Origin of the sequence: Kineococcus glutinatus, assembly GCF_039542765.1 — a bacterium.
Taxonomy (GTDB): domain Bacteria; phylum Actinomycetota; class Actinomycetes; order Actinomycetales; family Kineococcaceae; genus Kineococcus_A; species Kineococcus_A glutinatus.
The window spans coordinates 1-11,793 of the sequence record NZ_BAABIL010000480.1; the positions used below are offsets into that span (position 1 = coordinate 1).

Below are 11,793 nucleotides of genomic sequence, written 5' to 3' on the forward strand. Positions count from 1 at the left end.
GCCTGGAGGGCAAGGGCAAGCGGCGCCCGCACGAGCTGTCCGGCGGCGAGCAGCAGCGCGTGGCCATCGCCCGGGCGTTCGTCAACCGCCCGCAGCTGCTGCTGGCCGACGAGCCGACCGGCAACCTCGACCCCACCACGAGCATCGGGATCATGAAGCTGCTGGACCGCATCAACCGGACCGGCACGACCATCGTGATGGCCACCCACGACGTCGACATCGTCGACCAGATGCGCAAGCGCGTCGTCGAGCTCGACGACGGGCGCGTGGTGCGCGACGAGGACCGCGGCGTCTACGGGTCCTCGCGCTGAGCGCGGACGGGCCGGAACGGGCAGGAGGGGAGCAGGCGTGCGGGCGGGCTTCGTGCTCAACGAGGTGAGGATCGGGTTGCGGCGCAACCTGTCGATGGCGGTCTCGGTCGTCCTGGTGACGATGGTGTCGTTGTTCTTCTTCGGCGCCGGGCTGCTGGTGCAGTCGCAGGTGGAGTCGCTGAAGGGATACTGGTACGACCGGGTGCAGGTGTCGGTGTTCCTGTGCGGCGAGGTGAGCGCGGTCGAGCTGTGCCCGGACGGGGAGGTCACCCAGGCCCAGCGCGACGCGATCCGGGCGGAGCTGGAGACGGGCGCCCTGGCGCCCGACGTCGAGCGGGTCTACTACGAGTCCAAGCAGGAGGCGTACGAGCGCTTCATCGAGGGCTTCAGCGACTCCGCCGTCACCGACAACGTCACGGCGGACCTCCTGCCGGAGTCGTTCCGCGTCGACCTGGTGGACCCCACCCAGTACGACCGGATCGCGGTGGGCCTGGCGGGTGCGGCGGGCGTGGAGCAGGTGCGCGACGACCACGAGATCCTGGACCCCCTCTTCAGCGCCCTCGACGCGGCCACGTACGTCGCCCTGGTGCTGGCCGCCCTCATGCTGGTCTGCGCGGTGCTGCTCGTCTCGACGACGATCCGGCTGACGGCGTTCAGCCGCCGTCGCGAGATCGGCATCATGCGCCTGGTCGGGGCCTCGCGGCTGATCATCCAGCTGCCGTTCGTCCTGGAGGGGCTCATCACGACGGTCCTGGGCGCCGCGCTGGCCTCGGTGGCGCTGTGGGCGCTCGTCGACCAGGGCCTGGGCCGCCTCGGCGGCCGCGACCAGCTCACCGTCCGGCTGATCGACACCGGTGACGTCCTGCAGCACCTGCCGTACCTGTTCGGCCTGGCGGCGCTGCTGGCCGTGCTGGCGTCCCTGGTGAGCATCCGCCGCTGGCTGCGGGTCTGACGCGCGTTCCGCCGGGACCCCCGGCGGAACGCGCGCGACGCGGGCGGCGTGCGGTGCGTACAGTGGCTCGCCCGCCCGCGGCGACCCCGGGCGGCAGGACCATCCGGGCAGGACCGTTGGGAGGGGTGCACCGTGCCGCGCGAGACCGGCCGCAAGGTGATCGCCAGCAACCGCAAGGCGCGCCACGACTACCACGTCGAGGACGTCTACGAGGCGGGCATCGCGCTGATGGGCACCGAGGTGAAGGCGCTGCGGATGGGCCGGGCCTCCCTCGTCGACGGCTTCGCCAGCCTGCAGGGCGGGGAGATGTGGCTGGAGGGCGTGCACATCCCCGAGTACGTGCAGGGCACCTGGACGAACCACACGCCCCGCCGCAAGCGCAAGCTGCTCCTGCACAAGGAGGAGATCGACCGGTGGGCGGGCAAGCTGCGCGAGTCCGGCCTGACGGTGGTGCCGCTGTCGCTGTACTTCGTCGACGGCCGGGTCAAGGTCGAGCTCGCCCTGGCGCGGGGCAAGAAGCTCTACGACAAGCGGCACGCGCTGCGCGAGCGGCAGGACCGCCGCGAGGCCGACCGCGCGATGTCGCTGCGCCGGCACCTGGAGTAGGCGGGCGGCCGGGGAACACCCCGGCGGGAGCCGGCGTTGTGCAGTAAGCTGTCGCGGTCGCCGCATCCGGCTCGCCGGGCGCGGCGGTGTTGACAACTGCACAGGGGGTGACAGGTTTCGACGTCGGTCGTCGAAGCAGGGGAAGCGGGTCGAGGATGCACGGTCATCTCGTCAACGATCCGTGCAAACCAATAGGTGCCGATTCTCAGCGCACCGACTTCGCCCTCGCTGCCTGAGCGAGTGCGAGTCCGTCAGCCCGGGTGCGCCTCCGCCCCGGATCCTGGCGTCGACCAGGAGGCTCACCTCCCACCGAGGTCGCGTAGGTGGGGGGGACAACCAACGCGGCTGGGCCCGGCCACGACTCGTCCGTGTGATCGTGGGGGCCGAGTAGACCAGTAGCGGACTGCACCCGGAGAAGCCCTGGTCCCACGCCGGCGGACGCGGGTTCGATTCCCGCCACCTCCACCCCTGTGAGCTGCGCACGCGCAGGTCACGATCACGGAAAGGCAGTCGCTCGCCCACGCGAGCGGCTGCCTTTCCGTGCGTCCGGGCCCGTCCCTGGTCGGCGGCAGGGGCCGGCCGGGTCGCCGGTGCCGCGCTCGAAAGCTGCGTCCCGCCGCCGGGGCGGGCGCGGTGGGCCAGGCTTGACGGCGGTGGTGGGCGTTCACTAGCGTCCCGGATCACGAAGATGTGACCGTTCATATTCTTCGCCGGAGGTCGGCGCTGCTGCCGACCCACGACCGTCCACCGGCCCGACGACGAGCGCACGGCCGGACGACCTGGACCCGAAGGAACTTCATGGACCACGGGACCGGCCTGCAGGTCGCAGGTCGCCTCGCGCCCGGCGGAGGCGCGCTGACCCCCACGCACCACACCTGGATCGGAGCACGGCGATGAGCCTGGCAGAGCTGCAGCAGCTGACCCTGCGCCGGCCGAAGGGAGCGCCCCGCCCCGAGACGCCGGACGACCGGGCGGCCCTGGGCTTCCTCGCGCCGTGGGTCGTCGGGGTGCTCGCGCTCACCCTGGGGCCGATGCTCGTCTCGCTCTACCTGGCCTTCACCGACTACAACCTGCTGCAGGACCCGAACTGGGTCGGGCTGGCCAACTTCGAGCACATGCTGACGGACACCCGGCTGCACAAGGCGCTGGCGGTGACCTTCACCTACGTGCTGTTCGGCGTGCCCGGGCAGCTGGCCGTCGCGCTGGCGCTGGCGCTCGTGCTCGACCGGGGCATGCGCGGCCTGACGTTCTACCGCTCGGCGTTCTACCTGCCCAGCCTCCTGGGTTCCAGCGTCGCGATCGCGATGCTGTGGCGGCTGCTGTTCGGCGGGGACGGCCTCGTGAACCAGCTGCTCGGCGCGGTGGGCCTGGAGGTGGACCGGAGCTGGATCTCGGACCCGGACACCGCCCTGTCCACGATCGTCCTGCTGCACGTGTGGACGTTCGGGTCGCCGATGATCATCTTCCTGGCCGGGTTGCGGCAGATCCCGCGCGAGCTGTACGAGGCCGCGTCCACGGACGGCGCGAACCTGCTGCAGCAGTTCCGCGCGATCACGCTGCCGCTGCTCACGCCGATCATCTTCTTCAACCTCGTGCTGGCCGTCATCAACTCGTTCCAGTCCTTCACCCAGGCGTTCATCGTCTCGGGCGGGACCGGCGGACCGGCCGACGCGACCCTCTTCTACACGCTGTACCTGTACCAGGAGGGCTTCGGTGCCTTCCGCATGGGATACGCCTCGGCGCTCGCCTGGCTGCTGGTGCTGATCATCGGCGTCTTCACCGCCATCAACTTCTGGGCCTCCAAGCGATGGGTTCACTACGATGACTGACACCGTCACCCTCCCCGCCGCACCGTCGTCGCAGACCCCGCAGGACGGTGCGGCGCAGACGGCGCGGACCCGCGGGCCCGGCGCCGCGGCCCGGGCGCGGAGCGTCCTCAGGCAGGCGTTCATGGTGGCCGTCGTCGTGCTGGCGCTGTACCCGGTGCTGTGGCTCGTCGTCAGCTCGCTGCGCCCCGACGGGGCGATCTTCGGAAACTCCTCGCTGCTGCTCGACACCTTCGAGGTCGAGAACTACACCGGCGGCTGGACGGCGCTCGGCAAGCCGTTCAGCACCTACCTGCTGAACTCGGCCGTCATCGTGGCCGGTTCGGTGCTGGGCAACCTCATCACCTGCTCGATGGCGGCGTACGCCTTCGCGCGGCTGCGGTTCCGGTTCCAGAAGCCGGCGTTCGCGCTCATGCTCGTGACGATCATGCTGCCGGTCCACGTGGTGATCGTCCCGCAGTACGTGCTGTTCGCGCAGGTCGACGCGATCAACACCTTCCTGCCGCTCATCCTGCCGAAGTTCCTGGCCACGGACGCGTTCTTCATCTTCCTCATGGTCCAGTTCATCCGCGGGCTGCCCAAGGAGCTCGACGAGGCGGCCCGGATCGACGGGGCCGGTCACGGGCGGATCTTCTTCCAGATCCTGCTGCCCCTCATGACGCCGGCGCTGGCGACGACCGCGATCTTCACGTTCCTGTGGACCTGGAACGACTTCTTCAGCCAGCTCATCTACCTCACCGACCCGAACAAGTACACCGTCCCGGTCGCCCTGCGCACCTTCGTCGACGCGCAGTCCGAGTCCTCCTTCGGCGCGATGTTCGCGATGAGCGTCGTCTCCATCGTGCCGCTGCTGATCGTCTTCGCGGTCGGCCAGAAGTACCTCATCCGCGGTATCGCGACGACCGGCATCAAGTGATCGTCGCCGCGCGCAGCCGATCGCGGCGACGCGCCCACCCCGCTCCCGCCCGACCAGACCACCACCGCCGCACCGGAAGAAGGAACACCACCATGCGCCCGACAGAGCTGTCCCGCCGCGTCCTGGTCTCTGCGTTCGTCCTGTCCACGGCTCTCGGGCTGACCTCGTGCGGCACCGCGGAGGGCCCGGCCGCGGCCGGCAGCTCCGCGCCGGCGCTCAGCGACGAGGACGTGACGCTGCGCCTGACGTGGTGGGGTGCGGACGCCCGCACCGCCCGCACCCAGGAGGCCATCGAGGCCTTCGAGGCGCAGCACCCCACCATCGACGTCGTCGGGGAGTTCTCCGACTGGTCCGGCTACTGGGACAAGCTCGCCACCTCGACCGCCGGTGGGAACTCCCCGGACGTCATCCAGATGGACCAGCTCTACCTGGCCTCCTACGCCGACCGCGGGGTGCTCGCCGACCTGGGGTCGCTGCCCCAGCTGGACACCTCCAACCTCGAGGCGTCGGTGCTCGACACGGGACGCTCCGGGGAGACGCTCTACGGGATGCCGGCGTCCACGACGGCCTTCGCGATCCTCGTCAACCAGGACCTCCTCGACGAGCTCGGGCTCGCGCTGCCCGACACGACGACCTGGACGTGGGACGACCTGACGGCCTTCGCGCAGCAGGTGCGGGCGAAGTCGGGGGGCTCGATCGCCGGCATCTCGCCCTGGAACAACGAGTACTCCCTGCGCCTGGCCGCCCGGCAGGCCGGCGAGGAGCTGTTCACCGACGGCGAGGTGACGATCTCGCCGGAAACCCTCGCGGCGTACTTCCAGCGCTCGCTGGACTGGGTCAAGAACGGCGCCGCCCAGTCGGCGTCGCAGTTCTCCGAGCAGGCCTCCGTGGCGATCGACCAGTCCGACTTCTCCACGGGCAAGCAGGCCATGACCTTCACGCAGGTCACCCAGATCTCGGCCTACGCGGCGGCCACGGGCGGTGCGAAGCTCACGGCGGTGCCCATCCCGGCGGGGGACGCCGGTGCCGAGCCGTACTTCTACCTCAAGCCGGGCATGTACTGGACGGTCTCCGCCCAGAGCGAGCACCCCGCCGAGGCGGCGCTGCTGGTGGACTTCCTCGTCAACTCCGAGGAGGCGGCCACGGCGATCGGCACGGAGCGCGGCATCCCGGCCAACCCCTCGGTCCGCGAGTTCATCGCCGGCACGCTGACCCCCGAGGAGAAGCAGGCGGTCGACTTCGTCGACACCGCCTCGGAGAACCTCGGCGACGCCCCGCAGATCGTGCCCAACGGCGCCAGCGAACTGGACAAGATCATCCAGCGCTACCTGCTCGAGGTGCTGTTCGAGCGGCAGACGCCGCAGGCCGCGGCCGAGGCCTTCATCTCCGAGGTCCAGTCCTCCATCGACGCTGCCTCGTGAGCCGGGACCGGGCCGGGGTGCGCGCACCCCGGCCCGGTCACCGCCCCGCGGGTGCCGGGCCGGGGCCTCAACGCGGCGCGGGCCCCGTGGACTCGCGCCAGATGATCCGCGTGATGGGCCGCTCGTCGGCGGCGGGCGCCTCCTCGCGCAGCAACGCGAGGAGGTCGGACACGGCGGCGCGGCCCAGGCGCCCGTGGTCGACGGCCACCGTGGTGATGGAGGGCGGCATCACGGCGCCGAGCGGGTTGTCGTCCCAGCCGGTCACGCTGAGGTCCTGCGGGACCCGCCAGCCCCGTTCGAGCGCACCCCGGACGGCGCCGGCGGCGACCTTGTCGTTGGCGCCGACGACGGCGGTGACGCCGCAGTCGGCCGGCAGGTCCAGGACCGCCCGCCAGGCCCGCCGCCAGTCCCAGTCGCAGTCCACGACCGCGTAGCTGCGCAGGCCCAGGCGGGCGATGGTGTCGAGGTACACCTGCCTGCGGTTGCGGGCGGAGGTGTGCGCGTAGTCGCCGGAGACGTGCAGGAAGGTCGTGTGGCCCTGCTCGGCGAGCTGCTCGACGAGGTCCGCGACGCACGAGGCGTCCGCCAGCGCGCCGATGCCGCGCATGTGCTCGTCGTAGTGGGGCGCCACGAGGACGGGGGTGCGGGTGGCGCCGGCGCCGAGGAGGCCGGCCGGCAGCGGTGTCAGCGAGACGATGCCCTCGAACAGGCCCGAGTCGGCGAGCTCCAGCACGCGCTCGGAGCGCACGCCGGCCGGTCCGCCGAGCGTCACCACCTCGACCACGTAACCGGCCGCGCCCGCGGCGTCGGTGGCGCCGGCGAGCATCTCCAGCGAGCTGATCGCCACGCCCGCGGGCAGCAGCAGGGCCAGGCGGCCCGTGCGGCGGTTGCGCATCGCGCGGGCCACCAGGTTGGGGCGGTAGCCGAGCTCGGCGATCGCTGCCCCGATGCGCTCCCGCGAGGCCTCCTTGATCCGCGTGTCCGCCCGCAGGTACCGGGCGACCGTCTCGTGCGACACCCCCGCCAGCCGCGCCACCTCTCGGATGGTCGGGCGGCGCGTGCCGACGTCGCTCGTCAATGCGATCCCCTCCTCGCGGTGGGTCCGAGCGTAGCGCGAACCTTGACGAGGATTGTGAACGGTCATAGTTTGCTCCTGTCGTCGCAGAGCCGCTACGTCGCACCGTCGCACCGGCTGCAGCGGCGACCGCTTCCCGTCCCGCTCGCCCGGGCCGACCACGCGCTGGTGCGACCGGTCGCCCCCGGACCGACGACGCGGGGCAGCGGGTGAGCGCAGTGCAGCCCCGCCCGCGCCCCGATGCCGCCCCGATGCCGCCCCGATGCCGCACCACCCGTGAGAGGACCCCATGCGCGTGCACCCGCCGGTCGACCAGAACCCCACGGCGCCGCTGCCGGCCTCGAGCGCCTCGACGACGGCCGGGCCCGGGGTGGTGCCCGACTTCGCGCCCGTGCCGCCGGGGCGGCCGCGCCGGCGCCACATGGTCGTGGGCACCGGCCACCGCGCCGGCATGTACGTGGCCGCGCTGACCGGTGAGCACGCCGACGTCGGCGAGATCGTGGCCTGGTGCGACCCGAACCCCGGGCGCGTGGCCTACTACGACGAGCAGGTCGGCAGCGCGCTCGGGCTCGGTGGCGCCGCCGGGCTGCCCCGGTGCGCGCCGCAGGACCTGGAGGCGGTGGTCGCCGAGCAGCGCGTGGACGTCGTGGTCGTCACCAGCCCCGACCACACGCACGCCGGGCTGGTCGACCGGGCGCTGCGCGCGGGGGCCGACGTGGTGGTGGAGAAGCCCCTGACGACGGACGCGGCCGGCTGCCGGCGGATCACCGCGGCCGTGGCCGAGACCGGCCGGGACGTGGTGATGACCTTCAACTACCGCTACGCGCCGCGGAACTCGACCCTGCGCCAGGTCATCGCCTCCGGCGCCGTCGGCCAGGTGACGAGCGTGCACTTCGAGTGGGCCCTGGACACCGTGCACGGCGCGGACTACTTCCGCCGCTGGCACCGGGACAAGGCCAACTCCGGCGGGCTGCTCGTGCACAAGAGCTCCCACCACTTCGACCTGGTCAACTGGTGGCTCGACGACGTGCCCTCCCGGGTCTACGCCTCGGGTGCGCTGCGGTTCTACGGCGACCGGGCGGCGGCCGGGCGGGGCCTGGTCGGGCGGCCGCGACGGGGCACCGGCGCCCAGGGCGACCCGTTCGCGCTGGACCTGCGCGCCGACCCGCGGCTGGCGGCGCTGTACCTGGACGTGGAGCACCACGACGGCTACGTGCGGGACCAGGACGTGTTCGCCCCCGGCGTCACGATCGAGGACAACCTGGCGGTCCTGGTCGACTACGCCGGCGGTGCCACGCTGACGTACTCCCTCAACGCGCACGCGCCGTGGGAGGGCTACCGCGTGACGGTCAACGGCACGGCCGGGCGGGCGGAGCTGGAGGTCGTCGAGCGGGGCTTCGTCGCCCTCGACGAGCAGGGCAACGCGGTGCTCGACCCGTCGGCCACCCCCGGCGCGGTCACCTCGGACCCGCTGCGCCCCGAGGGGGAGCGGCTGACGGTGCAGGCGCACTGGGACCGCACCCGGGAGGTGCCGATCCCCGCGGGCGTCGGCGGGCACGGCGGGGGGGACGCGATCCTGCTCAAGGACGTGTTCCGGCGCGACCTGCGGCTGGGGGAGGACCCCCTGGCCCGTGCCGCCGGCTACCTGGACGGCGTGCGTGCCGTCGCGGTCGGCATCGCCGCCAACCAGTCCCTGCTCACCGGCCGGCCCGTGCTGGTCGAGGACCTCGAGCTCGGTGTCGACCTGCGCGACGGGGCCACGACCGCCACCGCCCGCGAGGCCGGAGAGGTCGCCGCGACCCACCGCTGACGCCGGTGCGGAGCGGGTGCGCTCGAACAGCGTCGTTCAGAACACCTCCGGGACCGCAGTGACAGGAAGGGACCGCACGTCATGAAGAGATCGACACGATGGCTCGCCCAGCTCACGGCCTCCGCCGCGGCCGCGGCCGTGCTCGCGGGCGCCGCCCCGGTCGCGGGTGCAGCCCCCGCCGCGGCCGCCGATCCCGCGGTGCCGACCACCGGCTTCACGGACAAGAGCGGGCTGACGGCCGACGGCCGGGCGGTGGTCGCGAGCGGGGTGCTGCCCGTCGCGGACGGCTCCGCGCCGGCGGGCTCCGGGGTGACGTACCACGTCGACTCCGCGGGTGGTTCGGACTCCGCCGACGGGCGGTCGCCGGCGACGGCCTGGCGGAGCCTGGCGAAGGTCAACGCGACCACGTTCGCCCCCGGTGACCGGATCCTGCTGAAGGCGGGCAGCTCCTGGTCCGCCGAGGGCGACGCCGTGGCGAAGGAGGCCTACGACTACACCCGCTGGGTCGGCGGCGCCCCGGTCGACGTCGTGGGCGCCGACGCGACCGCGCTGCTGGCGCCGAAGGGCTCGGGGACCGCCGCCAGCCCCATCGTCCTCTCCAGCTACGGCGACGGCGCCGCGCCGGAGCTCAACGGCCGGGGCGTGGTCAACGACGTGCTGCAGCTGTCGGGCCAGCAGCACTGGGACGTCTCCAACCTCGAGATCACCAACGTCACCGACGGCTTCGACGCGACCACCTTCCAGCCGGGCGCGAACCAGGGCCAGCTGCCGGGGGAGGAGAACCCCAAGACCGGTGACCTGCGCGGCATCCACGTGCAGGCGGAGAACGCGGGCACGCTGCGCGGTGTCGCGATCCACGACGTGTTCGTCCACGACGTCAGCGGCGTCATGTGGTCGATCGGCAACTCGGGCCTGGACCGCTCCAAGCGCACCGGCGGCATCCTCTTCGAGGGCCTCAAGGGCGACGGGCAGACCGCGTCGCAGTTCCAGGACATCAGCGTGCGGGACAGCGTCGTCGCGAACACGGCGTTCGCCAACGTCGCGTTCAAGCAGTTCTCCGGGATGGGCGAGAACCGCTACCGGGACGTCGAGCCCGGCTGGGGTGACCGCGCGGTGGCGAAGGCCAGCACCACCGGCGTCATCACCGAGGACCCGGACTGGCGACCGCACACGAACGTCGACGTCTCGGGCAACTACCTCACGAACCGCGACACCGAGTACGGCTGGAACTCCCTCTACCTGACGAGCGTCCAGCGCGCCACGGTCGCGGGCAACAGCATCGACGGCACGGGCGTCTCCGGGATCGAGATGTACTACTCGGACGACGTCGTGGTCGAGGACAACGAGGTCGCGGAGGTGGAGATGCGCGTCAACGCCGCCGACTCCAACGCCATCGACCCCGACCGGGGCACGTCGAACATCCTCATCCAGCACAACTACGTCCACGAGTCCGGTGAGGGCATCCTGCTGTGCGGGTTCTCCTTCAGCACGGCGGTGGTCCGCTACAACGTCATCCAGGACGTCGACAAGAACTACATCAACCCGCACGGCGACTCGGGCGTGAACGTCGTCCACAACAACCTGATGTACAACACGCAGAAGCCGGTGCAGAACAACGGCGTGGGGTTCTTCCAGTCCTCCGGCAGCGCCGCGAGCTACCTCCTGGACAAGAACCGGCACCACGTGCTGAACAACGTCTTCGTCAACACCCGCGCCGACGTGACGTCCGCCCGGTTCCAGTCCGCGTACCCGGGCGTCTTCTTCAGCAACAACTCCTACCACGGCCCGAAGGTCGTCCCCCCGGCCGAGGACCCGAACCCCGTCACGGGCGACCCGAAGCTCGTGGGCGAGCCGGCCGCGGCCATCACCAACGCGATGATCGCCGCCGCCGACTCCCCGCTCGTCGCGGCCGGCGCGCCCGTCGACCTCGCGCAGCTGGCCCCCGGGTTCGCCGTCACCGGCAACTCCACCCAGAGCCGGCTGCCGGTGACCGGGGACTTCTTCGGCAGGGCGCTGACCGCCCCCCCGACCGTCGGCCCGACCTCGTACGTCCCCCCGGCCGGGAAGGGGCTGGTGACCGGCGTCGTCCGGGACTCCGAGGGGGCGCCCGTGCCCGGCGCCACCGTCTCGTACGGGACCGGCAGCGTGGTCGCGGACGGCAACGGCCGCTACGCGGTCGAGGCCGCGGTGGGGGGGTACGCCCTGGTGCCGTCCGCCGACGGCTACGCGGACGGCCCGTCGGTCGCGGTGACGCTCGCGGACCGCGCGACGCGCAGCGCGGACCTGCCGCTGGGGCCGACCACCGCCACCACCGGCGACCTCGTCGGCACGGTGACCTCCTCCACCTCCCCCGTCGCGGGGGCGACGGTGACCGCGTCCAGGGAGGGGTCGGTGGTCGCGACGGCGACGACCGGCGCGAACGGCTCCTTCGCCTTCACCGACCTGCCCGCCGGGGAGGGCTACGCGGTCTCCGTGGCCAAGGACGGGTACCAGAGCGCCTCGACGCCGGGCGTCACCGTCCGCGCCGCGCGCACGGTGACCCTCGCCCTGACGCTCGCCGCCGTCGTCGGCGAGACCGTCTACGCCATCGACGAGACCTTCGACGACGAGGGCACCGGGACCTTCACCGGCACCGGTGACGGCGCCCTGCTGGCCCGGCCCAACAGCGCCGTGGGGACGATCACGATCGAGGAGGACCCGGCCAGGGCCGGGAACAAGTTCCTCAGGATCTCCAAGACCAGCAGCAGCGCGGGCACCCTGGCCGTCCACAACGCGCTGGAGCAGAACCTGACGGGGACCGTGACGATCGAGGCGCGCCTGCAGCGCACCTCCACGACCGGCACCCCCAACCAGATCGCGATGTACTCCTACACCGA

General features: G+C 72.2%; 9 protein-coding genes and 1 other RNA gene. 9 read left to right on the forward strand and 1 reads right to left on the reverse strand.

Features of this window, described 5'->3' with window-relative positions; all coding sequences use genetic code 11:
- The 7 genes from ABEB16_RS16545 to ABEB16_RS16575 all read left to right on the forward strand — a co-directional run.
- Positions 1-311: cell division ATP-binding protein FtsE (locus tag ABEB16_RS16545; RefSeq protein ID WP_345713324.1), on the forward strand; the 311-nt coding region annotated here is incomplete at its 5' end.
- A 37-nt stretch (positions 312-348) separates the two neighbouring features.
- Positions 349-1,263: a permease-like cell division protein FtsX gene (ftsX, locus tag ABEB16_RS16550; RefSeq protein WP_345713325.1), complete on the forward strand. Its 915-nt coding sequence runs from the start codon at positions 349-351 to the stop codon at positions 1,261-1,263.
- Between the two features lie 132 nt (positions 1,264-1,395).
- The gene (smpB, locus tag ABEB16_RS16555) at positions 1,396-1,869 is read left to right on the forward strand and encodes an SsrA-binding protein SmpB (protein ID WP_345713326.1); all 474 of its coding nucleotides are present in this window, start codon (positions 1,396-1,398) and stop codon (positions 1,867-1,869) included.
- A 103-nt stretch (positions 1,870-1,972) separates the two neighbouring features.
- Positions 1,973-2,337, forward strand: a transfer-messenger RNA (tmRNA) gene (gene ssrA, locus ABEB16_RS16560).
- Positions 2,338-2,762: 425 nt separating this feature from the next.
- Positions 2,763-3,698, forward strand: coding sequence for a carbohydrate ABC transporter permease (locus ABEB16_RS16565; RefSeq protein WP_345713327.1), 936 nt, complete (start codon positions 2,763-2,765; stop codon positions 3,696-3,698).
- Positions 3,691-4,611, forward strand: a complete 921-nt coding sequence (locus ABEB16_RS16570) for a carbohydrate ABC transporter permease (RefSeq protein WP_345713328.1) — start codon at positions 3,691-3,693, stop codon at positions 4,609-4,611. Before ABEB16_RS16565 ends, ABEB16_RS16570 begins: the two co-directional genes overlap by 8 nt.
- 92 nt (positions 4,612-4,703) lie before the next feature.
- Complete coding sequence (locus ABEB16_RS16575; RefSeq protein WP_345713329.1) at positions 4,704-6,032, forward strand: ABC transporter substrate-binding protein; 1,329 nt, start codon at positions 4,704-4,706, stop codon at positions 6,030-6,032.
- Positions 6,033-6,099: 67 nt separating this feature from the next.
- Here the strand turns inward: ABEB16_RS16575 and ABEB16_RS16580 are convergent, their stop codons facing one another.
- A complete protein-coding gene (locus tag ABEB16_RS16580; RefSeq protein ID WP_345713330.1) occupies positions 6,100-7,110 on the reverse strand; it encodes a LacI family DNA-binding transcriptional regulator in 1,011 nt (336 codons plus the stop codon).
- Between the two features lie 286 nt (positions 7,111-7,396).
- Here ABEB16_RS16580 and ABEB16_RS16585 point away from each other — a divergent pair, with 286 nt between their 5' ends.
- Positions 7,397-8,917, forward strand: coding sequence for a Gfo/Idh/MocA family protein (locus ABEB16_RS16585; protein ID WP_345713331.1), 1,521 nt, complete (start codon positions 7,397-7,399; stop codon positions 8,915-8,917).
- Between the two features lie 81 nt (positions 8,918-8,998).
- Positions 8,999-11,793 (forward strand): carboxypeptidase regulatory-like domain-containing protein (locus ABEB16_RS16590; protein WP_345713332.1); only part of this gene is annotated, 2,795 nt, incomplete at its 3' end.